We start from the raw sequence: 24,883 nt of genomic DNA on the forward strand, positions 1-24,883 counted from the left end.
GGAAATGTCGCTTATGCGGGCAATAGTCCCAGCAGAAAGTGCAAGATCGACGCGGTGGGGGCGTCAGCGGGGGCGGTACTCGACCTCGGGGCGGCCGGGGGTGCCGTAGCGCGGGGTGCGGGCGGCGCGGTCCACCGTCACCAGGTACTCCAGGTAGCGGCGGGCGGTCACCCGGGAGATGCCGGTCAGCGCGCTCACCTCGGTTGCGGACAGTCCGACCTCCGCGCGGGTGCCGTCGGTGAGCGCGGCGCGTACCCGATTGAGGGTCTGCGCGTCGAGCCCCTTGGGCAGGCTGTGCCCGGCGGTGCCGCGCAGGGTGGCGAACATCTGGTCCACCTCGTGCTGGGCGGCGACCTCGCCGTCGGCGAGCGCCTGGGCGCGATAGTCGGCGTACCGCTCCAGCTTGTCGCGGAACGCGGCGAACGTGAACGGCTTGAGCAGGTAGTGGGTCACCCCGAGGGACACGGCGGTGCGTACCACCGCCAGGTCCCGCGCGGAGGTCACCGCCAGCACGTCGACGCTGCTGCCGGCCGCCCGCAGCGCCCGGCAGACGTCCAGGCCGTGCAGGTCGGGTAGGCGAAAATCAAGGAGTACGAGGTCCACGTCGCCGCCGCCGTTGGCGCGCAGGGCCGCCATCGCCGCCCGCGCGGTGTGCGCCACCCCGACCACCACGAAACCGGGAACCCGTTCGGTGTACGCGCTGTGCGCCTCGGCCAGCAGCGGCTCGTCCTCGACGACAAGCACCCTGATGTTGGTCATGACCGCTCGACCCTGCCCGGCAGCCGGACGGTGAACAGGCTGCCGCCGTCGTCCGAGCGGCAGACCTCGGCGCTACCACCGTGCCGGCGTACCACCTGCCCGACCAGCGCCAGGCCGAGACCCCGGCCGGTGCTCTTGGTGGACCAGCCGCGCCGGAACGCGTCGGCCACCCGTTCCGGGGCCAGCCCGGGGCCGCTGTCGGCGACCCGGACCACCAGCTCGTCGTCGGCCGCGCCGACGAAGACCCGCACCCGGCGGGGCGCCGGCGTGCCGGCCACCGCCTCCAGGGCGTTGTCGACCAGGTTGCCGACCACTGTGAGCAGGTCACCGGTCGGCAGCGGGCTGTCGTCGAGGCGGCAGTCGGGCTCGATGACCAGATCCACCCCGCGCTCGCCGGCCTGTGCCGACTTGCCGAGCAGCAGCGCGGCCAACGCCGGCTCGGTCACCGCGCCGACCACCCGGTCGGTCAGCTGCTGGGCGAGGGCCAGGTCCCGGGTGCCGAGCCGCACGGCCTCGTCGGCGCGGCCCAGCTCGACCAGGGTCAGCACTGTGTGCAGCCGGTTGGCCGACTCGTGGGTCTGCGCCTGCAACGCCTCGGTCAGTGCCCGCACCGAATCCAGCTCGCTGGCCAGTGTGCGCAGCTCGGTCTGGTCGCGCAGGGTCAGCACGGTGCCGAGCACCGCCCCCTCGAAGCGGGTGGTCCGCTGGTTGGCGACGAGCACCCGGTCACCGGCGACGATCGGCTCGTCGCGGGCGTCGCGCCCGGAGTCGAGCAGCTCGGCCGCCGCGGGCGGCAGGTCGATCCCGGCCACCGGCTGGTCGATCACCGGCGTGTCCGCGTCGAGCCCCAGCAGCCGGCGGCCCTCGTCGTTCACCAGCACCACCCGACGATCGGTGGTCAGCACGACGAGACCTTCGCGCACCGAGTGCAGAACGGCGTCGTAGTACTCGTACATCCGAGTCATCTGGGCCGGCCCCAGACCGTGCGTCTGGCGACGGAGCCGGCGGCTGAGCAGCCAGGAGCCCGTCGCCGCGAGCGCCAGAGCCGGCGCGACCACACCGAACAGCACAGGCAACTGGCCGAGCAGCTTCTTGTCGATCGCGCGGGTGGTGATGCCCACCGAGACCAGACCGACGAGGCGTTGCTGCTCGTCGTACACCGGAACGACCGAACGCACCGACTCGCCGAGCGTGCCGACGTTTGTGGTGGTGAACGCGCGGCCCGCCAGAGCGGGCCCGATCTCGCCGACGAACGGCTCGCCGATCCGGTCCTGGGTCGGGTGCGAGAAACGGGTGCGGTCGGGGGCCATCACCACCACGAAGTCGGTGTCCGTGGCTTTCCGGGTCGATTCGGCGTACGGCTGGAGGACCCTGGCCGGGTCGGCGGTCGTGAGGGCCGTCCGGACGTCGGGGGAGCCGGCCACGGTCTGCGCCACCGCGAGCACCTCGTCCTGCGCGGCCTGACGGGAGTCGCTGCGGGCCAGCCAGACGGCGCCGGCCGCGCCGGCCAGCACGAGCAACGTCACCACCATCGCCTGGAGGGCGAAGAGTTGCCCCGCGATGCTCCACTGGCGTCGGGCCACCCTCGACCACCTCCTTGTCGCGCCACCGTCGTGCGTTTCGTGGTGAACAGAATGACCGCAAGGCTGTCAACGGGTGAGACGCGCTTCACATTGTCGACATGGACACCACCGCATCCGCCACCACCCCGGCACCGGCGGTCCGCCGGGACCGTACCCGTTACCTGTATCTGGCCGTCATCGTGGCCGTGGCCGCCGGCATCGTGGTCGGCCTGGTCGCCCCCGATTTCGGCAAGGAACTCAAGCCGATCGGCACCGGCTTCGTCAACCTGATCAAGATGATGATCAGCCCGGTCATCTTCTGCACCATCGTGCTCGGCGTCGGCTCCGTCCGGCAGGCCGCGAAGGTCGGCAAGGTCGGCGGCCTTGCCCTCGGCTACTTCCTGACCATGTCGACAGTCGCGCTCGCCATCGGCCTGGTCGTCGGCAACGTCATCCACCCCGGATCCGGCCTGAACCTCGGCCCGGACCTCGTCGGCTCCGGCAAGGCCGCCGCCGGTGACGAGGCAGCCGGTACTGCCGACTTCCTACTCGGGATCATCCCGACGACGCTGCTCTCCTCGCTCACCGAGGGCAAGGTGCTCCAGACGTTGCTGGTCGCCCTGCTGGTCGGCTTCGCCGTCCAGGCCATGGGTCGACGGGGTGAGCCGGTGCTCGGCGCCATCACCGTCATCCAGCGGGTCGTCTTCAAGGTCCTCGCCATGATCATGTGGCTGGCGCCGATCGGCGCGTTCGGCGCGATGGCCGCCGTGGTCGGCGCGACAGGCGTGGACGCCCTCAAGAGCCTCGCCCAGATCATGGTGGGCTTCTACGCCACCTGTCTGATCTTCGTGCTGGTGTTCCTGGGCGCGCTGCTGTGGTTCGTGGCCCGGATCTCGATCTTCTCGCTGCTGCGTTACCTGGGCCGGGAGTTCCTGCTGATCCTGTCGACCTCGTCGTCGGAGTCGGCGCTGCCGCGGCTGATCGCCAAGATGGAGCACTTCGGCGTGAGCAAGCCGGTCGTCGGCATCACGGTGCCGACCGGCTACTCGTTCAACCTCGACGGTACGGCGATCTACCTGACCATGGCGTCGCTGTTCATCGCCGACGCGCTGGGCAAGCCGCTGGCCATCGGCGAGCAGATCTCGCTGCTGCTGTTCATGATCATCGCCTCGAAGGGCGCGGCCGGGGTCACCGGCGCCGGGCTGGCCACGTTGGCCGGCGGCCTCCAGTCACACCGGCCGGACCTCGTCGACGGGGTCGGGCTGATCGTCGGCATCGACCGGTTCATGTCGGAGGCCCGGGCGCTTACCAACTTCGCCGGCAACGCTGTGGCGACCGTGCTGGTGGGAACCTGGACCGGCGAGTTCGACCGGGAGCGGGCGCTCGGAGTGCTGAGCGGCAACGACCCGTTCGACGAGGCCACCATGGTCGACGTGCACGACGACGACGAGGAGGCGGCGTCCCGCACCGACGAGAAGGCGGCCGCGCCAGCCGGAGCGCCGGCCTGATCCACGGCGTGGGCCGGGTTCGTGGCGCGCCTCCGCCGTCCCGACCCCGGCCCACGCCGTGATCCACTCCGCTTCCTGAAAATCGGGGCATCCGAGCCGCCCGCACACAGCGACGTCCTGAAAACCGAGTTGATCAGTGAGCGGCGGCCGGTGCGTCCAGGTGTCAGCGTCGACGTGCTCGCCACATCGTGTGTTCCCGGGAGATCGCCGTCTCCGTGTCGTTCACGAACCGCGACAGCTCGGCTTCCGAGCCGAGCCGGGTGGCCAGCGACCCCATGGCGGCAAGCTCCTGACTTGCCAGGGCGTAGGCGGTCGCCACCGCGGCGTGTTGCCGCGTCTGCGTCCAGGCCGCGCCGGCCGCGACGGCTGCGGCGGCCACTCCGAGCAGGTCGAGGTCGGTCAGCCCGGCAGCCCTCGACACCGCCAGGGTCACCCCGACGATCTCCAGCACGAGCATGCTGACCGACCAGCGGGTCGACCGCGCCCGGTTCGACAGGGATCGCTCGGCGTACCAGGCTCGCTGAGCCTCAAGACGGCCGGTCAGGTACGCGGCGCGGCGCTCCGCAAAGGAGGCGGCGCGCAGTGTCCGCATTCCCTCCGTGATTTGTTGCCCAGCCACAGCGGGTGCCGCCAAACCGGCGGCCGACATGTCCCGGGTCAAGCCCAACAGTCGGAGGGTGAATTCCTCGGCGCTGTCCGAGTCGCTCCGCGATCGGGGAAAAGGGTCGGCCGCGATGGTGAATCGCCACGTGAGTGACTTGATGGATTCGGAGAGGGCCCTGCCGACGTACCACCGTTCATTGGGACGATTGGTGAGGAGGAAGACCTCGACGATTGAGGTGGCGGCGAACGCGCCCGCCGCGAGCGCCGGGCCCGGGGCGAAATCGTCGAGCTTCCACGTGGCGACCCCCGCGACCGCGGCCACCAGGAGCAGGGACAGCCGCAGCCCGATCAGGGTCGCGTACACGCGTTGGCCGCGCTGTGACTCGTAGGACACGGCGCGCTGAAACGGGGGAAGATCCTCGGCCTTCAGCATGTCGTTGACCTCTCGACAGAACGTCCAGGGCGCCCGCGGGCTGAGCGGCGATGCCGGTACAGGCGGTGTAGACAGTAGACGTCCCCGTCCACCCGGGCGGCCCGCGCGCGGCGCTAGGGCGTGGTGGTCTTGTCGCAGGGGACGCCGATGCCGAGGGTGACGCGGTCGTCCTGGCCGTTCGACGTCACGATGAGCGGTACGCAGGAGGCCCGCGCGACCCAGGTGCCGCCGACGAAGGCCAGCCACTGAGCCTGCCCACCCTCCGGCGCGCAGGCGTGCACCGTGGCGGTCGCCGCGGGCGTGCCGGTGCCGCCCCAGCCGAGCCGGGCCTTGTCCTGCCAGCCCGGTGCCACCCGCAGGTCGACGACCCGGCCGGCGCGGACGACGAGCCCCCACTTGGCGAACAGTCGCGCCGCCGGATCGGCCTCCCCGGAATCCTCCGGCGACAGCACGGGGGCGTCGGGCACCGCCACGTCCTTGCCCACCAGCCGGTAGCCCGCCGGCGGCGCCGGCAGCGCATCGACCGATGGTGTGCAGGGCGGCCCACCGCCGCTGGTGCCCGTCGACGGCTCCGCGCCGTCGGCCGGCCGCGTGCTGTGCTGGCGCGAGTCACCTGCGGGCGTGCAGGCGGACAGGACCAACGCCAGGCACAGGAAGCCCCACCGGGCGATCGGCCCGGTCCGGCTGCCCACCCCGGAATCCGGTAGGGCCGGGGCACGGGGGGTCCGGGTCGTACCGGCGTGGGTACTCATCCGGTATTCATAGCTGGTGGCCGGACCGGGCGCGACAGTGGACAGCGGTGACGGCGGGCGCTGCCATGGTTACGGTCGTGGATGCCGAGGTTCCCCGACCGTGCGGTGGTGCTCGGTGGCAGCATGGCCGGGTTGCTGGCCGCCCGGGTGTTGAGCGACCACGCCGAGGAAGTGCTGATCGTCGAACGGGATCCGTCCGATGTCGACGCCGGCCCACGGCCGGGTGTACCCCAGGGCAGCCAGGTGCACGCGCTGCTTCCCGCCGGCCAGGTCCAGTCGGAGCGCTGGTTTCCCGGCATCGCCGACGAGGCGCTCGCGCTCGGCGCCCCGCCGCCGCCAAACGACCCGGGCACGGCGAAGGTCTTCGTGAACGGCATGTTGGGTCTACCGCCCGCGCCGACCGGCACCGGGCCCGCGTTGATCACCACGCGTCCGTTCCTGGAGGCGCTGGTCCGGCGGCGCACCCTCGCCGTCGACAACATCCGCATGGTGTACGGCCGCGCGGAGGGCCTGCTCTTCGACGAGCGGCGGGTCACCGGCGCCCGGTACCTGCCCGAGGGCGGCGCCGAGCCCATCGTCGACGCGGCGGACCTGGTGGTCGACGCGATGGGGCGGTCCAGCCGGTTGAGCGACTGGCTGGCCGAGCACGGGTGGCCGCGCCCACCGCTGCACCGCATGCCGATCAAACTGAACTACGCGACGGCGCTCTTCACGCGCGACGAGAAGGTCAGTGACGCCTGGGTGGCGGTCTTCCACACCATGGCACTACCCGCAGATGTTCGGTGACATCGCCGAACACGGCGAGATGCTCGGCGGGGTGGTCACGTACCACCAGGCGGACAGCCGACGCCGCGACTTCCACAAGCTCGACCGCCTGCCCGCCGGGTTGGTCGCCGCCGGCGACGCGGTCGCGTCCTTCAACCCGGTGTACGGCCAGGGCATGACCTCCGCGACACTGCACGCCTCCTGCCTGTCGAAGTACCTGCGGTCCCGTCCGAAGCCGCACGACGAGCCCGCGCGCGCGTACTTCGAGCAGGTCCGCGTGGTGGTCGACGCCGCCTGGCAGATCTCCACCACCGCCGACATCGAGCTGCCGCACGTGGACGGGCCGTACCCGCCCGGCTACAAGGTCACCAAGTGGTTCGGAGACCTGCTCTTCCGGGCGTCGCTGACCGACCCGGTGCTCAACGCCCGGCTGGGTCGGGTCACCACAATGCTCGACCACCCGGCCGCCCTGAGCCGCCCCGGCACCCTGTTCCGGGCCCTCCGACTCGGTCTGCTGAGGGGCTCTCGGCGGTGACGCTGGGCCGCTCGTGGCGGTGATTCGTCGGCAAACCCGCCGCCCGTGGCGGGGCGCGGTGGAGAATGGTGGGCCGGGGAGGGGTGCTGCGACGAACCGGGGGAGCGGTCGTGCTCGGAACCAGCCTCCCTGGCCGGCTTCGCCGCCGTGACCCGGGTGACGCCATCCTGCGACGCGCGGCACGACTCACGCTCGTCGCGTCCGCCGTCTTCTACGGCTGCCGGTACGGCGCGGGCAGCTCGACGCTCGCCACGTACGGGTTGTTCGGCACCATCGCCGCCGGGTCGTTCGCGCAGTTGCCCGGTCCGGCGCCGCAGCGGGCCCGGATCCTCCTGCTGTCGCTGCCGGCGGTGTGGGCGCTGATCGCGGTGGGCTCGCTCCTGGCGTGGAGCACGTGGGCGGCCGCCGGCGGCATGCTGGTCGTCGGGTTCGTCGTGGCGTTCGCCGGAGTCGGCAACCCGCGCCTGGTGGGGTTGGCGAGCGCGTTCCAGCTCTTCTACATCCTGGCGTCGTTCCCGCCGTACCAGCCGGGCGCCCTGCCGGAGCGACTCGGTGGGGTGACGCTCGCCGTCGTGCTGCTCGCCGCGGCCGAGGTGTTCCTCTGGCCCGACCCGGTGCCGGTCTCCTACCGGCAGCGCCTCGCCGCGACGGCGGACGGCGTCGCCTCCTTCCTCGACGCCGCCGCCGAGCGGTTGACCGACCCGCCCGCCGCCGCGGGTGATCGGGACGCGCGGCGCGAGCGGGCGTACGACGCGGTGGGGGCGATCGAGCTGAGCCGCAACCCTCCGGCGTGGGCGCCCACCGCGGCGGGCGCTCAGGACCGGGCGTTGCGGATCTGCGCGGCCGCGTTACGGGAGGTGCTCGCCGAGGCCGACCGGCTGGCGGCGGACGCCCCGCCGGAGCCGATCCCGGACCTGGCGGCGGGGCGTCTGCTGCGCTCGTGCGCGGACACGACCCGCGCCGCCGGCCGGAGCCTGTCGCCGGGCGCGCCGGCGGCGGACCCCGCCGACCTGGACGTGGCGGTCGGACGAGCCGAGGCGGCGTACCCGGTGGGAGCGGGCAACGTCCGCGACAGGCCGGACGTACCCCGGTTGTGTCGGGACGCGACGGCGCTGGCCCTCGCGGACCAGGTGCGGGTCTTCGCCGTCGGTTGCCGGGTGGCCACCGGGGCGCGGATCGACGGCGGCGACGCCTCCTCCGAGCTGTTCGAGTACGCCCGGCACAGCCCGTGGACGCTGTACTGGTGGCAGTTCCGCTCCCACCTGGCGCCGCGCTCGGCCCACCTGCACAGCTCGCTGCGGCTGGCCGTGGCGCTCGCCATCGCCCGGGTGGCCGCCGGAGTGTTGCAGCTGACTCACGGCTTCTGGGTGCTGCTGGCCACCCTCACGGTGCTGCGGACCTCGGCCGCCGACACCCGCACCGCGCTGCGGCCCGCCGTGCTGGGCACGATCGTCGGTGCGGTCGTCAGCGGCGGGGTGATGCTGGTCGTCGACGAGCCGATCGTGTACGCCATCGTCCTGCCGATCACCCTGCTGCTGGCCTTCGGCGTTGGCCGCCTGCTGGGTCCGGTGTGGCAGCAGGCGCTGTTCACAGTGCTGCTGACTGTCGTCTTCGCCCAGCTCAGCCCGGAGGGGTGGCGGCTCGCCGAGGCCCGCCTGGTCGACGTATTGCTCGGCGCGGTGATCGGCGTGCTCGCCGGGGTGGCGATCTGGCCGCGCGGCGCGGGCCACGACCTGCGGCACAATGCCACCCGCTACCTGGCGGCCAGCGCGGACGCTGTCGAACAGACGGTCCAGTCGCTGCTCGGCGCTGCTCCGCCACCCGCGCGTGCCCTCGCCCGGGTCCGTCGCCGGATGGTCCTGATCGACTCGTCCTACTGCCAGTACCACTCGGAGCGGCACGATCCGCACCGTCAACAGGTGAACTGGGACGCCGTGCTGAGCGCCGGGCACCACGTCGTGCCCGGCGCGGAGTCGCTGCTGCGCCGCAACCCGCCCGGCAGCCTCGCCGGTTGGCCCGAGGCCGCGGCACTGCTGCGGGAGTCGGCCGGGCGCCTGCGATCGGCGTACGGCACCCTCGCCGACGAGGTCGCCCACGGCCGGACATCGCACCGGGCGCCGGTCTCGACCACCTGCGTCGACCAGCTGGACCGGATCCGTCCGCTCCTCGGCGGGGCCGACCGTCAGTCGGTCCGGCACCTGGTGGAGGTCGACAGGTGGCTCGCCGGCCTCGCCGACAGCCTCGCCCGGATCCACCCGCCCGCTGTTGGTGGGCCGACCATCGACTGACTGGGAGCTGCCCCTGCCCCTGCCCCAACCGCACCCGGCCCGGCAGGGTGCTCGTGAGCGTGATGACTGTGAGTCATTGTGATGCCTCACAGTCATCACGCTCTTCAGGGACTGATGCCCTGTTTGACGCGGCTCGGAGCCCCGGGAGCGCGCCACAGGTCGCCGATTGGTCGTGCCCGTTCGCGGCCACGCCGCCTAGCGTCGAGGGCATGGAGATCGAGCAGGCGCAGAAGCTGTGGCAGCCGGAGCCGGGCTGGTTGAACACCGCCAGTTACGGGTTGCCGCCGGAGCCGGCGTGGACGGCACTACAGGAGGCCCTGGGCGCGTGGCGGGTCGGCAGTACGTCGTGGGAGGGCTGGGGCGAGTCGGTGCACCGGTCCCGTGCGGCGTTCGCCGACCTGATCGGCGTGCCGGTCGGTGACGTGGCGGTCGGGGCGGCCGTGTCCCAGCTCCTCGCGCCGGTCGCGGCGGCGCTGCCGGCCGGTGCCACTGTGGTGGTCCCCGAGGTCGAGTTCACCTCGAACCTCTTCCCCTGGCTGGTTCAGGAGGAGCGTGGCGTCACGGTCCGCACGGTGCCGCTGGGGTCGCTGGTCGACGCCATCGACGCCGATACCGACCTGGTCGCGTTCAGCCTGGTGCAGTCGGCCGACGGGGCGGTCGCGGCGTACGACGAGATCGTGGCCGCGGCCCGTGCGCACGACGCGTTGGTGGTGGTGGACGCGACTCAGGCGTGCGGCTGGCTGCCGTTCGACGGCAGCCAGGCCGACGCGGTGGTGGTGGGCGGCTACAAGTGGCTGATGAATCCGCGTGGGACCGGGTACGCCTATCTGGCCCCCGCGTTGCGCGAGCGGCTGCGCCCCGACGCGGCCGGCTGGTACGCGGGTGCCGACCCGCACGCCTCGTACTATGGCCCGCCACTGCGGTTGGCCGACGACGCCCGCCGGTTCGACATCTCACCGGCCTGGTTCAGCTGGGTCGGGGCGGCGCCCGCACTGGAGGTGGTCGCCGAGATCGGCGTGCCGGCGATCGGGGCGCACAACGTGGCGCTGGCCAACCGGTTCCTGACCGGGCTGGGCCGGCCGCCGGGGGAGAGCGCCATCGTCAGCGTGGACGTGCCCGACGCGGAGCAGCGCCTCGCGGCGGCCGGCATCCGGGCGGCGGTGCGCGCCGGACGGGTCCGGGCCTCGTTCCACATCTACTCCACCGAGGCCGACGTGGACGCCGCGCTGACGGCGTTGACCGGCTGAACCCGGCGTCGAGGACGGCCGGGCGTGCGCCCGGCCGCCCTCGACAGCATCGGGGCCCCGGCGTCAGGCCAGGTGGCCGCCGATCTTCGTGTAGCCGCGCAGCAGGTCCCGCGAGATGATCAGCCGTTGCATCTCGTCGGTGCCCTCGAAGATCCGGTAGAGCCGGACCTGCCGGTACCAGCGTTCGATCGGCAGCTCTCGGGTGTAGCCCATGCCGCCGTGGATCTGGAGCACCCGGTCGACCACGCGGTTGACCATGCCGGCGCCGTAGAGCTTGCCCATCGACGAGGCGTGCCGGGGGTCCAGGCCCGCGTCGACAGTCCACGCGGAGCGCAGCACCAGCCACCGGGCCGCCTCCAGCTCGGTCTCCGAGTCGGCGATCATCCACTGGATGGCCTGGTTGGTGCCGATCTTCGCGCCGAAGGTCTCCCGGGTGTTGGCGTACTCGATGGCCATCTGCAACACCCGCTCGGCGATGCCGATGGCGTGCGACGGGATGGTGTAGCGCCCCTTGCCGATCCACTCCATGCCGAGCGTGAAGCCCTGCCCGATCTCACCGAGGATGTTGCGGTGCGGCACGCGTACGCCGTCGAAGATGAGCGAGGCGGGCCCGCCCTCGCCCATCGTCTGGATGAACTCCGAACGCCAGCCCATCGACCGGTCCACCAGGAAAGCGGTGGCGCCGCCGTTGCGGGCGCCCTTCTCCCGGTCGGTCACCGCGACCACGATGGCGAAGTCGGCGTCGTGACCGCCGGTGATGAAGGTCTTCTCGCCGTCGAGGATCCAGTCGTCACCGTCCCGGCGGGCGGACAGCCGGATGTTGGCCGCGTCCGATCCGGCGCCCGGTTCGGTGATCGCGAAGCAGGAGCGTCGCTCGCCCTCGATGGTCGGGACGAGGAACTCCCGCTTCTGCTCCTCGGTGGCGTGGAACAGGATGTTGTCCGCCTCGCCACCGAAGCGGAAGGGGACGAACGTGCGGCCCAGCTCGGTCCAGATCAACGACTGGAGTACGGCCGGCAGGTTCATCCCGCCGTACTCTTCCGGGGTGGCCAGGCCCCAGAAGCCGAACTTGCGCGCCTTGAGTTGCAGTTCGCGCACCTCGGAGTGGTCGAGGCCCGGCTGGTGCGCCCGTTCCCGGCGGAGCACCTCCGCTTCCAGGGGCATCACCTCGCGGGTTATGAACGCGCGCACGGTGTCTCGGACGGCTCGTTCCTCGTCGGACAGTGCGAAGTCCACGGTTCCCCCTCGGTCGACGTGGCGGTGCGCCGCTGCGGGCCGCAGCGGTCGCTCCTAAACTAGCGGTGTAAGTTTTCCTTCGTCCAGACCCCTTTCCCGGTCGACGTGGTGACGCCTGCGCGGAGACGGCCCGGATAGGGTGCGTGAACAGGTGGTTCCCACGGGGAGGGACACCGCAGACCGAGGAGCTCTGACATGCCCCGACCTCGACGACCTCTGCTCACCCGCGACCGGATCGTCGAGACGGCGCTCGCGCTGATCGACGCCGACGGGCTCGGTGCGCTCTCCACCCGCCGACTCGCCGCCGCGCTCGGCGTGCAGGGTCCCTCGCTCTACAACCACTTCGCCACCAAGGACGAGATCCTCGACGCGGTGGCCGACACGGTCACCGGTGCCGTCGACACCGGCGGCTTCGCCAGCCGGGACTGGGTCACCGCGCTGCGGGACTGGGCATGGTCGTACCGGCGGGCGCTCACCGCGCACCCGAACATCGTGCCGTACCTGGCGCAGGGGCCGGGCCGTCGACCGGCCGCCCTCGCCATGGCCGACGCGGTCTACGGCGGCCTGGTCCGGGCCGGCTGGCCGCCGGCCCGCGCCACCCACATCGGCGCGGCGCTGCGTTACTTCGTGGCCGGGTCGGCGCTCGGCTCGTTCGCCCGTGGGTTCGTCGAGGACCCGGAGCTGTACGCGGCGCACTACCCCCACCTGCGCCAGGCGCACCGGCTCGCCGAGCACCAGCAGAGCGTGGACGAGGGTGCCTTCGCCCTCGGCCTGGACGCCCTGCTGCACGGTCTGGCCGCCGAGTACGCCCGCACCGTCGACGACACGGTGGAGTCCGCCCGGCCCAACGGGTAGCGTCCAAACTCCCAGCGCTAGTTTCATCGCCCGTCGCGACCGCCGTCGCCATCGCCCATCGCCCGCCCTCGAAGGGATGACATGGACCTCGCCGCCCCGCCGTCGCAGTTGCCCGACTCCCTGCGCCTCCGGCACCACCTGCACGTCGGTGGGGAGTGGACGTCCCCCGCCGACGTGGATCTGATCGACGTGGAGAACCCGAGCACCGGGGAGCTGGCCGGGCAGGTGCCGGCCGGCACCCCGGCCGACGTGGATCGGGCCGTGGCCGCGGCCCGCGCCGCGTTTCCCGGCTGGTCGGCCGCCACTCCCGCCGAACGCTCCGCCCACCTCGACCGGCTGTACACGGCGCTCAGCGCCCGCGCCGACGACGTCGCCCGCACCATCGCCGTGGAGCTGGGCGCGCCGCTCAAGCTCGCCACCCGGGTGCAGGTAGGGCTGCCGTTGACAGTGCTGCGCGACCACGTCGCGCTCGCCGCCCGCGCACCCGTCGAGGAGAGCATCGGCAACTCCCTGGTCGTCCGCGAGCCGATCGGTGTGGTCGGCGCGATCACCCCGTGGAACTACCCGCTGCACCAGGTGTTGGCGAAGCTCGCGCCCGCCCTGGCCGCCGGCTGCACTGTGGTGCTCAAGCCCAGCGAGCTGACCCCGTTGACCGCGTACCTGCTCTTCGACGCGGTCACCGAAGCCGGGCTGCCGCCGGGGGTGCTCAACCTGGTCCCCGGCGCCGGGCCGGTGGTCGGCGAGGCTCTCGCCGGGCACCCCGACGTCGATCTGGTCTCGTTCACCGGCTCCACCGCCACCGGGGCGCGGATCATGCGGCTCGCCGCCGACCGGATCGCCCGGGTCGCGCTGGAGCTGGGCGGCAAGTCCGCCAACGTGATCCTCCCCGACGCCGACCTGGCCACCGCCGTCAAGGTCGGCGTCGGCAACGCCCTGCTCAACTCCGGGCAGACCTGCACCGCGTGGACGCGGATGCTTGTGCACCGCGACCGGTACGACGAAGCCCTCAACCTGATTGCCACGGCGGTGGCCGGCTACCGACTCGGCGACCCGTTCGACCCGGCGACTCGGCTCGGCCCGCTGGTCTCCGCCGCTCAGGCCGAGCGGGTACACGGCCACATCGACCGCGCCCTGACCGACGGCGCCCGGCTGGTCGCCGGTGGGCCCGCCGCCCCGGTGCCGGCCCGGGGGCACTTCGTCGCCCCCACCGTCTTCGCCGACGTGCACCCCGACAGCGCGCTCGCCCAGGAGGAGGTCTTCGGTCCGGTGCTCGCCGTCATCCCGTTCGCCGACACCGACGAGGCGGTCGACATCGCCAACAACTCGAAGTACGGGCTGGCCGGCGCGGTCTGGTCCGCCGACACCGACGCGGCACTCGCGGTGGCCCGGCGGTTGCGCACCGGCGCTGTCGACATCAACGGTGCCCCGTTCAACCCGCTCGCCCCGTTCGGCGGCTACAAGCAGTCCGGCCTGGGCCGGGAGTTGGGCGTGCACGGGTTGGCCGAGTTCTGCGAACTGAAGGCGATCCAGCGATGACCGACCCTGAGCTGTCCCCGCCCGCGCCCGCGGGCCGCGCCGAGCTGTCCCCGGCCGCGCCGGGCGGCGGCACCGAGCCGGCGCCCGCGCCAGTCATCGTTCGCGCGCTCGTCGCGCGCGGGTCCGGTGCCGAACTGCGGGTCGAGCGGGTACGCCTGCCCGCGCCCGGCCCCGGCGAGGTGCGGGTGACGATCAGGGCGGCCGGTGTCTGCCACTCCGATCTGTCCATGGTCAACGGCACCCTCGCCGCGAGGTTCCCGCTGGTGCTCGGGCACGAGGCGACCGGAGTGGTGGCCGAGGTCGGGCCGGGCAGCGAACTGACCGTCGGCACACCGGTGGTGCTCAACTGGGCGCCGGCCTGCCGGGCGTGTTGGTGGTGCCGGCGTGGCGAGCCGTGGCTCTGCGCCGACACCACGGCCCCGACCGTGCCGCGTGGCGAGACCGACGACGGGGTCCCGCTGCACCTGACCCTCGGTCTCGGCGCGCTCGCCGAGGCGGTGGTGGTCCCCGAGCGTGCCGTCATCCCGATCCCCGCCGGGCTGCCGCCGGAGCAGGCCGCGCTGCTCGGCTGCGCGGTGCTCACCGGCGTCGGCGCGGTCCGGAACACCGCCCGGGTGGCGCCCGGCGAGTCGGTGGCGGTCGTCGGGCTCGGTGGAGTCGGGCTCGCCGTGCTCAGCGCGGCCCGCCGGGCCGGGGCCACGACGATCCTGGCCATCGACGTCGCGGAGGCGAAACGGGACCTGGCGCTCGCCGCCGGGGCGACCGACTTCCTGCTCTCCGACGATCGGCTCTCCAAGGAGGTACGGGCGCGCACCGAGAGCCGGGGTGTCGATCACGCCTTCGAGTGCGTCGGTCGGGCCGCCACCATCCGTGCCGCCTGGCGGCTCACCCGGCGTGGGGGAGCGGTGACAGTGGTCGGCATGGGCGCGAAGGACGACATGGTCAGCCTCGGCGCGCTGGACATCTTCCACTCCGCGCGCACGCTGCGCTCCTCGGTGTACGGCTCGTCCGACCCGGACCGGGAGGTGCCGGTGCTGGCCGCCGAGTTGGCCGACGGCGCACTGGATCTGCGCGTGCTGGTCAGCGGCACGGTCCCGCTGGACGAGGCACCCGCGGCGTTCGACCGGCTCGCCCGGGGCGAGGGCGCTCGCTGGGTGGTCACGCTCGACTGACGTGGTTTCCCAGGTGCCCTGGGCTGACCCGGGAAGGGTCATCCCCGGGCACCCGGGCGACGAGAGTCGTGCGACTGGTCAGAAGGGTGGGGCGTCCTCGCCCATCAGCGCCAGTACGACGCCGCCCTTGCCGCTCTTGAGGCCCTGGACGACGACCTTGCCGGTGCTGCCGTCGGGCAGCTCCAGGGTGAAGGTCTTTCCGACGGCGTTCTTGGGGCCGTTGCCGGCGCTGTTGGCGGGCCGGAAGTCGCCCGCCCACGGGGGAGTCCCACCCCTACGGGCTGGCTCGGCGAAGAGGGCGGCGGTGCCGGGGGTCCTGGTGCCGTCCGAGGAAAGGAGCACTGAGGCGCTGCGAAAGGTAGCCATATGCGCCAAGGCTAACCCGGACCATGCCGTTCGCGGCACCACAGCTGCGTGGAACGGCGATTCGGGCGACCTCTTCGTCCCGGGACGTTGCGCCGGGAGCCATACCTAGCAGTACTATGCATCGTACTTCTAGGTTTAGAGGCGGGAGGTTTCGTGAAGGTCGCCAAGGATCTGGTCGCCGCCTCGGCGACGCCGATGGTGCTCGGCATCCTGGCCGAGGGCGAGAGCTACGGCTACGCCATCCTCCGGCGGATCAACGAGTTGTCCGGGGGTGAGTTGGAGTGGACCGAGGGACTGCTGTACCCGTTGCTGCACCGGCTCGAGCGGCTCGGCCATCTGGAGTCGAACTGGCAGTCGGTCGCCGGCGAGCGGAAGCGCAAGTACTACCGCGTCACCGATCGGGGCCTGGCTGAGCTGGTCGAGCAGCGCCGGCAGTGGGACACGGTCGTGGGTGCTCTCCGGGAGATCTGGCACGACCGCGCGCCACTGGCGGTCAACAGGTTGGAGGGCCTGGCATGACGGCGCACGACGGGCCAGCGGAGCTGGAAGCGCAGTTCGCGCAGTGGCGCCAGTACGTGCTGCGCCGCAGGGAGCTGCAGGCGGTGGACGCCGACGAGTTGGAAGACCACCTTCGCGGCTCCGTGGACGAGCTCGTCGCCGCTGGCCTGAGCCCGGACGAGGCGTTCCTGGTCGCTGTGAAACGGATGGGCAGCCTCGACGAACTCTCCCGCGAGTTCGCGCGGGAACACTCGGATCGGTTGTGGAAGCAGTTGGTGCTGACCGGCGACTCCGACAGCCCGGTCGCCGGCACGCGCTCCCGGCGGACCCTGTGGGTCATGCTCGGCTGCGCGGCGGGTGCGGTGGCGTCCGTCAAGGTGCCGGCGCTGTTCGGGCTGAGCTTCGCCGACGACGGCTCGTTCTACGCGCGCAACGCCACAGTGTTCGCGCTGCCCTGGCTGGCGGCTTTCCTGGCCTGGCGCCGGGGAGCCCAACGGTCGGTGATCGCGGTGCTGGTGGCGCTCTTCGCTCTCGGCGCCGTGGCGGCCAACGCCTACCCCCTGGCGGACGACTCGCAGTCCGTGGTCGTCACAGGCGTCCACCTTCCCATCGCCCTGTGGCTCGTGGTCGGTCTGGCCTATGTCGCCGACGACTGGCGCTCGTCCCGTCGACGCATGGACTTCATCCGGTTCACCGGCGAGTGGTTCATCTACCTGGTGCTGATGGCCCTCGGCGGCGGCGTGCTCGCCGCGTTCCTGTTCAACACCTTCGCGGCCATCGGAATCGTCCCGGAGGAGTTCATCTCGCAGTGGCTGCTGCCCTGTGGCGCCGCGGCGGCGGTCGTCGTGGCCGGGTGGCTCGTCGAGGCGAAGCAGAGTGTCGTCGAGAACATCGCGCCGGTCCTCACCCGGCTGTTCACCCCACTCTTCACGGCAGCCCTGCTCGCCTTCCTCGTCGCTGTCGTCTGGACCAGCCACGGCATCGACGTCGAGCGCGAGGCGCTGCTCCTCTTCGACCTCCTGCTGGTCGTGGTGCTGGGCCTGCTGCTCTACTCACTCTCGGCCCGCGATCCGCTGGCCCCGCCCGGCCCGTTCGACAAACTCCAACTCGCGCTGGTGGTCAGTGCGTTGGCCATCGACGTGCTGGTGTTGGTGGAGATCACCGGGCGCATCACCGACGACTACGGCAGTACGCCCAACCGGGCGGCCGCGCTCGGCGAGAACGTGATCCTCCTGGTCAATCTCGCGTGGTCGGCGTGGCTCCTGCTGACCTTCATCCGCCGGCGCACGCCCTTCGCGGCGCTCGAACGGTGGCAGACCGGCTACCTGCCGGTGTACGCCGCGTGGGCCTGGATCGTGGTCCTCGTCTTCCCGCCACTGTTCAGCTACGCCTAGGCGCTGCCGGTACGGCTCGTCCGACCGCATCAACCAAGCGGTTGGTTGACAGTACGGCACAGTGATGCTGGACTATCAACCAACCGCTTGGTTGAGGATGGCTGAGGATGACTGAACAGCTCGACCGCCGGCAGGCCCTGGTGCACGCGGCCTTCTCGGCGATCGCCGAGAGCGGCTTCGAGGGGTTCCGGCTGCGACCGATCGCTGCCGCGGCAGGCATCGACCACTCCACCCTGCACCACTACTTCCGGACCAAGGCCGATCTGATCGCCGCGGTGCTCGAGCACGTGACCAGCCAATTCGAGGCGACGATGCACAACGATCTGGAACCCGCCGCCCGGTTGCGGCAACACCTCAGCGAGATCGCCAGAGCCGTCGCGGAACGACCCGAGTTGTTCGTCGTGCTCGACGAACTCGATCTTCGGGCGCGACGTGACGAGTCCACCGGGGCCGACATCGAGCGCGACGAACAGGGCTGGCGCGACGCGCTGGCGGCGATCTTCGCCGAAGGCATCGAGCACCACGTCTGGTCGGTGAACCTCGACGTCGCTGCCAGCGTCGAGTTGGTGATCGCCACCGTCAAGGGCGTTCGCCTGCGTCCGGAAAAGGCCGAGTCGGTTGTCAACCAACTGTGCGACCTCTTCTCACCAGAAAGGCTCACGCATGATTGACGTACTCATCGTCGGCGGTGGCATCGGCGGCCTCGCGCTCGCCCAGGGTCTGCGCAAACACGGCATCAACGTCGCCGTGTACGAGCGTGACCGGCGCCGCGACGACCGGGTGGACCGCTACCGGCTCGCGATCAACCCGGCGGGCAGCCGGTCGCTGCGTGCCTGCCTGCCCGACCGGCACTGGCAGGCGTTCACGGACAGCACGGGCCGCCCCGGCGGCGGTTTCGGCTTCCTGGGCACGGACCTGCGCACGCTGGTCCTCGTCGAGGACGCGCTCATGTATCCCGACGATCCCGACCCCGCGGAACGGGCCTACCCGGTCGACCGTCAGACGCTGCGCGGCGTTCTTCTCGACGGACTCGACGACGTCGTCCACTACGGCAAGACATTCCAACGCTACGAGTTCACCGCCGACGGTCGCCCCACCGCGCACTTCGCCGACGGAACGGCCGCCACCTGCGACGTCCTGGTCGGCGCCGACGGGATCAACTCCCGGGTACGCGCGCAGTACCTGCCGACCGCCACCCAGCGGGACACCGGTGCGGTGGGCGTTGGGCTCAAGTTGCCGCTGAACGACGGCACCCGAGCCTGGTTACCCGCTCGGCTGGCGAAAGGCATGAACCTCGTCCTGACCGGTGCGCCGCACTTCCTGTTCACCTCCGTGTTCGAGCGCCAGAAGCCGGTGGGGGACGACTATCTGCTGTGCGCGTTCGTCGCCCGCAACGAACTGTTCCCCTCGCGTCCGGAGCGCCTCGACGGCGCACAGTTGAAGGCGTACGTCGCCGGGCTGATCACGGACTGGCACCCCGCGCTGCGCCGACTGATCGACGGGTGTCCACCAGACGACGTGAGCGTGTTTCCGTTCCAGGCGTCCGACCGTCCCGCGCCCTGGGCGCCCGCACGGGTCACCGTGCTCGGCGACGCCGTGCACGGCATGCCACCGGCCGGCGGTAACGGCGCCAACACCGCACTGCGCGACGCCGCCCTGCTCACCCGCCAGTTGTCTCTGGCCGGCACCTGTCACCTGCCGCTGCTGGACGCGATCGGCGAATACGAGACCGAGATGCGCGAGTACGGTTTCGAGGCCGTCGACCTGGCCATGCGGACCCTTCAACAGGGCATGATGAGCAACCCGGTGAACGTGGGCTTGACTCGTGGCTGGTTCAGCCTCTGCGGCATGGTGTCACCGCTGCGCCGGATGACCTTCGGCCCAAGCTGGGCCAAGATCAGTGCTCCCCGCCGGTGGGAGCGGGCCGCCACCGTCTGACGAGCTGATCCGCTCAGGAAACTTGATCATGTTGAGTGCCTCAGGTCGGCTGACATGCCGGCCAGCCACCGCAGGAGAACCGGCTCTACCAGGGCGGCGAGGCTGGCATAACCAGCCGCGAACGGATGGTGGGCATCACCCGCAGCGATCTCCCGGCTCCAGACCGGGTCTGCTGAGAGCTCCGTGACATCGACGAACGGCACGCCTCGGGTGGCGCACACCTGCGCCATCGCGGCGGCGAGATCGGCTGCCCGTTTGCTTGCCTGCCGGTCCAGCACCGGTCCCGTCGCGCCGGGCTCCTCCGGTGACGGCAGCCTCACCCCGCTCATCTGACTGTCGGGCGGCGTGTGGCCGCCGGGAGGGTCCGACTTCCCCCGAGTAGTGAACTGTCGAGACAGGCGCACGGACAGGTGGAGAGCACGCCCGAGCATATCTATGCGTAAATCCCGCGCCGGCGCATCCACCGCGCCCCGTTTCAGCGAACCCCCGGACAGGGACTGTCTATCCGGGGGTACGTGTGGTGCTGACCGAGCCGATGCCGGCGGAGACCGTGGAGATCGCACACAAGCGGGTCTCGCTGGCTGCCGAGGACCTGGACGGCAACGCCGTCGCCACGCTGATGCTGGAGTTGGCCGAGGCGTGGGGCGTGCCGGCGCTCTGGGAGCAGGTCTGTCGTCCGCTGCTGGCCCGGCTGTCGGGGCGTAGCGCCGCCGAGGTCGTCATCGAGCACGCCCTCTGCGAGGGCGTCCGGGTCGGGTTGGACGTGTACCGCCGGGAGCCGGGCCGGTCACTGCCCACCGGCGGGGTGCTGCTGGCCGGCGCGGAGAAGGAGGCGCACTGCCTTGGTCTGCACGCCCTTGCCGCCGCGCTGCGCGAGGAGGGCAGGGGTTGTTTGAATCTCGGCCCCGCGCTGCCCTGGCCCGCCCTCACGAGCGCGGTGTACCGGGCGCGCCCGCGCGCCGTCGTGCTCTGGTCGCAGACGCCGCTCACCGGCCGCGCGTACCGCCTGGTGCGCTTCGCCCGGGAGTTCCCGCTCCTTCGGGTGTACGGCGCGGGGCCGGGCTGGATCGAGCCGCTGGGTAGGCCGGCGGTCCGTCTCGGCGCACTGACGGACGCCGTCGCCGCCTGTGTGGCGGTCACGCCGATGCGTGACGTCCACCACATACGATACGGATCGGTCCCGTATCGTTAATACCCGTCGTAGGCTGATCCGCGTTACGAGTCTGACCCGTATCGTATTTCGTTGCGGGTGATCATCGTGGGGGGAAGCCAGGCATGGAGCTGCACAACAACACGGGACACCCGAGGAGGTGGGCGATCCTGGGGGTGCTGGTGATCAGCCTCCTCGTGGTCGTCCTCGACAACACGATCCTCAACGTCGCCCTGCGCACCCTGGCCGACCCGGTGCACGGCCTCGGCGCCAGCCAGGGCGAGCTGGAGTGGTCCATCAACTCCTACACGCTCGTCTTCGCCGGGCTGCTGTTCACCTTCGGGGTGCTCGGCGACCGCGCCGGCCGCAAGCGTTTCCTGATGATCGGTCTGCTGCTGTTCGGCCTGGCGTCGCTGCTCTCCGCGTACGCCCAGAGCCCCGGACAGCTCATCGCGGCCCGCGCCCTGATGGGGGTCGGCGGCGCGGCCATCATGCCGGTGACGCTCTCGATCATCTCCAACGTCTTCGACCCGCGCGAGCGTGGTCGGGCCATCGGTGTCTGGGCCGGCGCGGTCGGTCTCGCCGTGGCGATCGGCCCGATCCTCGGCGGCGCGCTGCTGGAGCACTTCTGGTGGGGCTCGGTCTTCCTGATCAACGTGCCGGTGGTCATCGCCGGCGTGGTTCTGGTGGCACTGCTGGTCCCCGAGTCGCGTGACCCGCGGCCGGGCCGGATCGACGTGCTCGGCGTCCTGCTCTCCGTGGTCGGCCTGGTCGCCCTCTCCTACGGCATCATCGACGGCGGCGAGCACGGCTTCGGCCGCCCGTTGGCGTGGGGCTCGATCCTGGTCGGCCTCGCGGTGCTGGGCTGGTTCGTGCAGCACGAGCGGAGCAGCGACCACCCGTCGCTGGACGTCCGACTGTTCAAGGTGCCCCGGTTCGCCGCGCCGGTCGCCATCGTCGGCCTGGTGTTCTTCGCCGCGATGGGCTCGATGTTCTTCGGCTCGTTCTATCTGCAACTCGTGCGCGACTACAGCCCGCTGCAGACCGGTCTGCTCTTCCTGCCCTTCGCCGGCGCCCAGCTGATCTTCGCGCCGCGCAGCGCCGCGATGGTCCGCCGCTACGGCGGTAAGGCCGTCGCCACCGTCGGGTTGGCGCTGACAGTGGTGTCCCTGGGCGCCTTCGTCTTCATCGGCGCCTCCACCCCGATCTGGATCGTGCTGCTCGTCTTCCTCATCCAGGGCGCCGGGATGGCCAACATCATGCCGCCGGCCACCGAGTCGATCATGTCGGCGCTGCCCCGGGAGAAGGCCGGGGTGGGCTCCGCGGTCAGCAACACCATCCGCCAGGTGGCCGGAGCGCTCGGCGTGGCCGTCCTCGGCTCGGTGCTCTCCGCGGTCTACCGCAGCGACATCGGTGACGCGCTGACCGGACTGCCCACGCAGGCCCAGGACGCGGCCAACGAGTCGATCTCCGGGGCGTACGCGGCGGCGGGCCAGCTCGGCCCGGCGGCGCCGGCGCTGATCTCGGCGGCCAACGACGCCTTCGTCACCGCCATGCACTGGGCGGCCGGGCTCTCCGCGGTCATCGCCGCGCTCGGGATCATCGTGGTGCTGCGCTGGATGCCGGGCAAGGAGGACACGAGCGTCGCTCCGGCGGCTCCGGTCGCCGAGCCTGAACTGGCCGGCACGGCATAGGTCCGGGGACAATGGCGGACATGACGTCCACTGCCGATGCTCCGCGGTCGCCCGGGCGACCGCGGAGCATCCGCGCCGACGAGGCGATCATCGAGGCAACCCTCGACCTGCTCGCCGAGGGCAGCACCATCGAGGCGCTGTCGATCGAGGCGATCGCCACCCGCGCAGGGGTGGGCAAGGCCACCATCTACCGCCGCTGGGCCGGCAAGGACGCGTTGCTGCTGGACGCGTTGCGGCGACTCAAAGGCGTCATGGCGCAGCCGGCGGGCCACTCCGTCCGCGACGACCTGGTGCTGCTGGTCGGTGCGATCGGCAAGAACGTCGACCCGCGAGCGGCCAAGATCATGCCCTGCCTGGCGCCCGCCGTGAACCGCAGCGCGGACCAGTTCCAGCTCTACCAGAACATCATCTCGCCCCGGCGTCAGCTGATGCGCGAGGTGCTGCGCCGCGGCATCGACGAGGGGGTGCTCCGCGCCGACATCGACGTGGAGGTGACGATGGCGCTGCTCACCGGGCCGATGCTGATCCAGCGGGTCTTGCAGTGGAATCCGGACCTGGACGAGCAGACCCTGCCCGAACGGGTCGTCGACGCCGTGTTGGACGGCATCCAGGCCCGCTGACGTCGAGCGCCCGGTCGGCGGCGTTCGTGCCGCCGGCCGGCCCCGCTCAGGCGGCCGGCGCGCGCAGCCGGTGCAGACGCAGTGCGAGCTGCACCTCCAACGCCCGCTCGGGCCGCTGCCAGTCGACGCCGAGCAACTGCCCGACCCGCTCCAACCGCTGGGTCACCGTGTTGACGTGCACGTGCAGTTGCTCGGCGGCCCGGGCCAGGCTGCCACCCACCCCGAAGTACGCCTCCAGCGTCTTCACCAGAGCCGTGCCCCGCCGGGCGTCGTAGTCGAGCACCGGCCCGACGGTGGCGCTCAGGAACTCGGTCACGTCCTTCTCACCCCGGTCACCGACAGTCCCCAGCAACAACCCGACGAAGCCCAACTCCGCAGTGCTCGCGCCCTGCCCGGCACGGCCCAGCGCGCCCAACGCCGTCAGGCACCGGTCCGCCTCCTGGAACGTCCCGGCCAACGCCGCCGGCGTGTTCGACGGGCCACTCGCCCCGGCGGTCACCGGTCGGCCGGTCACCCGGGACAGGTCCCGGGCCACCGCGCGTGCGCTGCCGCCCGCGTCCAACCCCGGCAGCATCAGCACCACCCGGCCATCGCGCGCCGCGGCCAGACCGCCACGCGCCGAGGCGTACGTGGTGGCCCAGGAGAGCACCCGCTGCCGAGCCGAGCCGGTCGCGGCGATCGCGTCGTCGCCCACCGCCACCAGCACGTGCGGCGCGTCCAGGTCCACGCCGAGCCGACGGGCCCGGCTGCGCAGCGCGTCGGTGTCGCGCAACGGGCGGGCGATCAGGTCGTCCAACAACTCGCCACGCACCCGTCCCTCTGCCTCCGCGACCGTCCGCCGGAACAGCAGCAGCAGCGCGGTCACCAACGCCGCCCGCTCCAGGATGCGCTGGTCGGCGTCGACCAACTCGTCGTCCGGGCGCAACACCAGGGCGCCCAGGTTCTCCGCGCCGGCCACCACTGCCGCGTACCAGAACGGACCCCGGCGTACGCTGCGCCCCTCGGTCCGGGACGCGGCCACCGCCTCGACGATGTCCGCGCGGTCCGGCTCCTCGATCTCACCCACCCGGGCCAGCAGGCGACCCTCGGCGTCCAGCGCCAGCAGCGCACCGCCCAGCACCTCGGTCACCGCCGCCGCCACGTCCTCCACACCGCCGCCGCGCAGCACCAGCGCGGTCATCCGGTCGTGTGCCGCCGCGGCCCGCTCCACCGAGCTGCTGTGCGCCCGGATGGTGGTGTTCGCCGCCGACAACTCCGCCAACGCCGAACGGGTCTCGGTCAGCAGGCGGGCGGTGTCGATCGCCACCGCGGCGTGCGCGGCCAGCGACACCAGCAGCGCCACCTCCTCCCGGACGAACGGCCGGGCCGAACGGTTCGCCGCGTAGAGCACCCCGATCGAGGTGGAGCCGAGCCGCAGCGGCACCCCGAGGATCGCCACCAGCCCCTCCTCGCCCACCCCAGCGTCGATCTCGCCGGTGTGGTGGAAACGCGCGTCCTCGCCGTAGTTGGCGGTGACGTACGGGGCGCCGGACTGGGCCACCAGACCACCGAGACCGGCGCCCATCGGCAGGCGCAGCCGCTGGAAACGGGCCGAGACCGAGCCGTCGGTCACCCGCATGTAGGTGTCGCCACGTTCGTCGTCGTTGAGCGTCATGTACGCCACGTCCGCGCCGAGCAGGTGACGGGCCCGGTGCACGATCGCCCGCAACACGTCGTCCAGGTCGCGCAGCCCGGCCAGGTCACTGACCGTGTCGTACAGGCCGGACAACTCGCTCTCCCGGCGGCGCCGACGCTCCAGAAGCGCGCGGACCCGCAACGCCACCGACTTGGCCTGCTCCAGCTCGGCCAGCCGGTCCGCCGGTAGCCCGGCGGCCCGCGCGGCCACCAACGGTCCCTCGAACTCGACCGCCGCGGCCTCTCGGGCGAGCAGCTCCAGGAACTCCACCGGCGATGACATGGTCGACATTGTGCT

The 24,883-nt window shown here is 71.8% G+C and carries 23 protein-coding genes; 15 read left to right on the forward strand and 8 right to left on the reverse strand.

The genetic code is table 11. The features are described from left to right. Positions 1-63: 63 nt before the first annotated feature. Positions 64-759, reverse strand: a complete 696-nt coding sequence (locus tag KBX71_RS30275; protein ID WP_210821170.1) for a response regulator — start codon at positions 757-759, stop codon at positions 64-66. Next, complete coding sequence (locus KBX71_RS30280; RefSeq protein WP_210821171.1) at positions 756-2,342, reverse strand: sensor histidine kinase; 1,587 nt, start codon at positions 2,340-2,342, stop codon at positions 756-758. The genes KBX71_RS30275 and KBX71_RS30280 overlap by 4 nt, the downstream gene beginning before the upstream one ends. 98 nt (positions 2,343-2,440) lie before the next feature. Here KBX71_RS30280 and KBX71_RS30285 point away from each other — a divergent pair, with 98 nt between their 5' ends. Continuing rightward, the gene (locus KBX71_RS30285) at positions 2,441-3,829 is read left to right on the forward strand and encodes a cation:dicarboxylate symporter family transporter (RefSeq protein ID WP_210821172.1); all 1,389 of its coding nucleotides are present in this window, start codon (positions 2,441-2,443) and stop codon (positions 3,827-3,829) included. Between the two features lie 163 nt (positions 3,830-3,992). Here the strand turns inward: KBX71_RS30285 and KBX71_RS30290 are convergent, their stop codons facing one another. Then, positions 3,993-4,865, reverse strand: coding sequence for a DUF4231 domain-containing protein (locus KBX71_RS30290; protein ID WP_210821173.1), 873 nt, complete (start codon positions 4,863-4,865; stop codon positions 3,993-3,995). Positions 4,866-4,978: 113 nt separating this feature from the next. Then, positions 4,979-5,617, reverse strand: a complete 639-nt coding sequence (locus KBX71_RS30295; RefSeq protein ID WP_210821174.1) for a hypothetical protein — start codon at positions 5,615-5,617, stop codon at positions 4,979-4,981. Positions 5,618-5,698: 81 nt separating this feature from the next. Here KBX71_RS30295 and KBX71_RS30300 point away from each other — a divergent pair, with 81 nt between their 5' ends. From KBX71_RS30300 to KBX71_RS30315, 4 genes are all read left to right on the forward strand, one after another. Continuing rightward, positions 5,699-6,403 (forward strand): NAD(P)/FAD-dependent oxidoreductase, encoded by a 705-nt coding sequence (locus KBX71_RS30300; RefSeq protein ID WP_210821175.1) that lies wholly within the window; start codon positions 5,699-5,701, stop codon positions 6,401-6,403. Further along, positions 6,393-6,917 (forward strand): hypothetical protein, encoded by a 525-nt coding sequence (locus tag KBX71_RS30305; RefSeq protein ID WP_210821176.1) that lies wholly within the window; start codon positions 6,393-6,395, stop codon positions 6,915-6,917. Before KBX71_RS30300 ends, KBX71_RS30305 begins: the two co-directional genes overlap by 11 nt. 110 nt (positions 6,918-7,027) lie before the next feature. After that, entirely contained in the window at positions 7,028-9,205 is a 2,178-nt protein-coding gene (locus KBX71_RS30310) for an FUSC family protein (RefSeq protein WP_307847394.1), read from the forward strand. Positions 9,206-9,414: 209 nt separating this feature from the next. Then, on the forward strand, positions 9,415-10,452 hold the full coding sequence (locus KBX71_RS30315; protein WP_210821178.1) for an aminotransferase class V-fold PLP-dependent enzyme: 1,038 nt from the start codon (positions 9,415-9,417) through the stop codon (positions 10,450-10,452). 63 nt (positions 10,453-10,515) lie between these two features. On the opposite strand, the gene KBX71_RS30320 is transcribed toward KBX71_RS30315, so the two are convergent. Further along, positions 10,516-11,688: an acyl-CoA dehydrogenase family protein gene (locus KBX71_RS30320; RefSeq protein WP_124817362.1), complete on the reverse strand. Its 1,173-nt coding sequence runs from the start codon at positions 11,686-11,688 to the stop codon at positions 10,516-10,518. 195 nt (positions 11,689-11,883) lie between these two features. Between KBX71_RS30320 and KBX71_RS30325 the strand changes: the two genes are divergently transcribed. From KBX71_RS30325 to KBX71_RS30335, 3 genes are all read left to right on the forward strand, one after another. Beyond that, entirely contained in the window at positions 11,884-12,543 is a 660-nt protein-coding gene (locus KBX71_RS30325; protein ID WP_124817364.1) for a TetR/AcrR family transcriptional regulator C-terminal domain-containing protein, read from the forward strand. Positions 12,544-12,624: 81 nt separating this feature from the next. Further along, a complete protein-coding gene (locus tag KBX71_RS30330; RefSeq protein WP_210821179.1) occupies positions 12,625-14,079 on the forward strand; it encodes an aldehyde dehydrogenase family protein in 1,455 nt (484 codons plus the stop codon). Further along, complete coding sequence (locus KBX71_RS30335) at positions 14,076-15,251, forward strand: alcohol dehydrogenase catalytic domain-containing protein (protein WP_247684357.1); 1,176 nt, start codon at positions 14,076-14,078, stop codon at positions 15,249-15,251. Before KBX71_RS30330 ends, KBX71_RS30335 begins: the two co-directional genes overlap by 4 nt. A gap of 78 nt (positions 15,252-15,329) precedes the next feature. Here the strand turns inward: KBX71_RS30335 and KBX71_RS30340 are convergent, their stop codons facing one another. Next, positions 15,330-15,617, reverse strand: a complete 288-nt coding sequence (locus KBX71_RS30340; RefSeq protein ID WP_231392589.1) for a hypothetical protein — start codon at positions 15,615-15,617, stop codon at positions 15,330-15,332. Positions 15,618-15,770: 153 nt separating this feature from the next. Between KBX71_RS30340 and KBX71_RS30345 the strand changes: the two genes are divergently transcribed. The 4 genes from KBX71_RS30345 to KBX71_RS34455 all read left to right on the forward strand — a co-directional run bounded on the left by KBX71_RS30345 (position 15,771) and on the right by KBX71_RS34455 (position 19,447). Beyond that, a complete protein-coding gene (locus KBX71_RS30345) occupies positions 15,771-16,136 on the forward strand; it encodes a PadR family transcriptional regulator (RefSeq protein ID WP_210821180.1) in 366 nt (121 codons plus the stop codon). Beyond that, positions 16,133-17,509: a permease prefix domain 1-containing protein gene (locus tag KBX71_RS30350; protein ID WP_210821181.1), complete on the forward strand. Its 1,377-nt coding sequence runs from the start codon at positions 16,133-16,135 to the stop codon at positions 17,507-17,509. The genes KBX71_RS30345 and KBX71_RS30350 overlap by 4 nt, the downstream gene beginning before the upstream one ends. Before the next feature lie 107 nt (positions 17,510-17,616). Further along, the gene (locus KBX71_RS30355) at positions 17,617-18,180 is read left to right on the forward strand and encodes a TetR/AcrR family transcriptional regulator (RefSeq protein WP_210821182.1); all 564 of its coding nucleotides are present in this window, start codon (positions 17,617-17,619) and stop codon (positions 18,178-18,180) included. Continuing rightward, positions 18,173-19,447: an NAD(P)/FAD-dependent oxidoreductase gene (locus tag KBX71_RS34455; RefSeq protein WP_210821183.1), complete on the forward strand. Its 1,275-nt coding sequence runs from the start codon at positions 18,173-18,175 to the stop codon at positions 19,445-19,447. Before KBX71_RS30355 ends, KBX71_RS34455 begins: the two co-directional genes overlap by 8 nt. Positions 19,448-19,473: 26 nt before the next feature. Here KBX71_RS34455 and KBX71_RS30365 read toward each other — a convergent pair whose 3' ends face one another. Then, positions 19,474-19,725 carry a hypothetical protein gene (locus KBX71_RS30365; protein WP_210821184.1) on the reverse strand — a complete coding sequence of 84 codons (252 nt, stop codon included), beginning with the start codon at positions 19,723-19,725 and terminating at the stop codon, positions 19,474-19,476. A 242-nt stretch (positions 19,726-19,967) separates the two neighbouring features. On the opposite strand from KBX71_RS30365, the gene KBX71_RS30370 reads away from it, so the two are divergent. The 3 genes from KBX71_RS30370 (at position 19,968) to KBX71_RS30380 (ending at position 22,911) form a co-directional block, all read left to right on the forward strand. After that, a complete protein-coding gene (locus tag KBX71_RS30370; protein ID WP_307847395.1) occupies positions 19,968-20,639 on the forward strand; it encodes a transcriptional regulator in 672 nt (223 codons plus the stop codon). Positions 20,640-20,722: 83 nt separating this feature from the next. Further along, on the forward strand, positions 20,723-22,291 hold the full coding sequence (locus KBX71_RS30375; protein ID WP_210821185.1) for an MFS transporter: 1,569 nt from the start codon (positions 20,723-20,725) through the stop codon (positions 22,289-22,291). An 11-nt stretch (positions 22,292-22,302) separates the two neighbouring features. After that, the gene (locus KBX71_RS30380) at positions 22,303-22,911 is read left to right on the forward strand and encodes a TetR/AcrR family transcriptional regulator (RefSeq protein ID WP_124817379.1); all 609 of its coding nucleotides are present in this window, start codon (positions 22,303-22,305) and stop codon (positions 22,909-22,911) included. A 46-nt stretch (positions 22,912-22,957) separates the two neighbouring features. Here KBX71_RS30380 and KBX71_RS30385 read toward each other — a convergent pair whose 3' ends face one another. Further along, a complete protein-coding gene (locus KBX71_RS30385; protein ID WP_210821186.1) occupies positions 22,958-24,877 on the reverse strand; it encodes a helix-turn-helix domain-containing protein in 1,920 nt (639 codons plus the stop codon). Positions 24,878-24,883: the final 6 nt, after the last annotated feature.

It is taken from the genome of Micromonospora sp. D93 (assembly GCF_018070365.1).
Lineage (GTDB): Bacteria > Actinomycetota > Actinomycetes > Mycobacteriales > Micromonosporaceae > Micromonospora > Micromonospora ureilytica.

Excerpts from the sequence above, each read along its gene's own strand:
- KBX71_RS30275 (WP_210821170.1), bottom strand. The coding sequence starts at position 759 with ATGACCAACATCAGGGTGCTTGTCGTCGAGGACGAGCCGCTGCTGGCC.
- KBX71_RS30285 (WP_210821172.1), top strand. The coding sequence starts at position 2,441 with ATGGACACCACCGCATCCGCCACCACCCCGGCACCGGCGGTCCGCCGG.
- KBX71_RS30290 (WP_210821173.1), bottom strand. The coding sequence starts at position 4,865 with ATGCTGAAGGCCGAGGATCTTCCCCCGTTTCAGCGCGCCGTGTCCTAC.
- KBX71_RS30295 (WP_210821174.1), bottom strand. The coding sequence starts at position 5,617 with ATGAGTACCCACGCCGGTACGACCCGGACCCCCCGTGCCCCGGCCCTA.
- KBX71_RS30300 (WP_210821175.1), top strand. The coding sequence starts at position 5,699 with ATGCCGAGGTTCCCCGACCGTGCGGTGGTGCTCGGTGGCAGCATGGCC.
- KBX71_RS30305 (WP_210821176.1), top strand. The coding sequence starts at position 6,393 with ATGTTCGGTGACATCGCCGAACACGGCGAGATGCTCGGCGGGGTGGTC.
- KBX71_RS30315 (WP_210821178.1), top strand. The coding sequence starts at position 9,415 with ATGGAGATCGAGCAGGCGCAGAAGCTGTGGCAGCCGGAGCCGGGCTGG.
- KBX71_RS30325 (WP_124817364.1), top strand. The coding sequence starts at position 11,884 with ATGCCCCGACCTCGACGACCTCTGCTCACCCGCGACCGGATCGTCGAG.
- KBX71_RS30330 (WP_210821179.1), top strand. The coding sequence starts at position 12,625 with ATGGACCTCGCCGCCCCGCCGTCGCAGTTGCCCGACTCCCTGCGCCTC.
- KBX71_RS30335 (WP_247684357.1), top strand. The coding sequence starts at position 14,076 with ATGACCGACCCTGAGCTGTCCCCGCCCGCGCCCGCGGGCCGCGCCGAG.
- KBX71_RS30340 (WP_231392589.1), bottom strand. The coding sequence starts at position 15,617 with ATGGCTACCTTTCGCAGCGCCTCAGTGCTCCTTTCCTCGGACGGCACC.
- KBX71_RS30350 (WP_210821181.1), top strand. The coding sequence starts at position 16,133 with ATGACGGCGCACGACGGGCCAGCGGAGCTGGAAGCGCAGTTCGCGCAG.
- KBX71_RS30355 (WP_210821182.1), top strand. The coding sequence starts at position 17,617 with ATGACTGAACAGCTCGACCGCCGGCAGGCCCTGGTGCACGCGGCCTTC.
- KBX71_RS34455 (WP_210821183.1), top strand. The coding sequence starts at position 18,173 with ATGATTGACGTACTCATCGTCGGCGGTGGCATCGGCGGCCTCGCGCTC.
- KBX71_RS30375 (WP_210821185.1), top strand. The coding sequence starts at position 20,723 with ATGGAGCTGCACAACAACACGGGACACCCGAGGAGGTGGGCGATCCTG.
- KBX71_RS30380 (WP_124817379.1), top strand. The coding sequence starts at position 22,303 with ATGGCGGACATGACGTCCACTGCCGATGCTCCGCGGTCGCCCGGGCGA.
- KBX71_RS30385 (WP_210821186.1), bottom strand. The coding sequence starts at position 24,877 with ATGTCGACCATGTCATCGCCGGTGGAGTTCCTGGAGCTGCTCGCCCGA.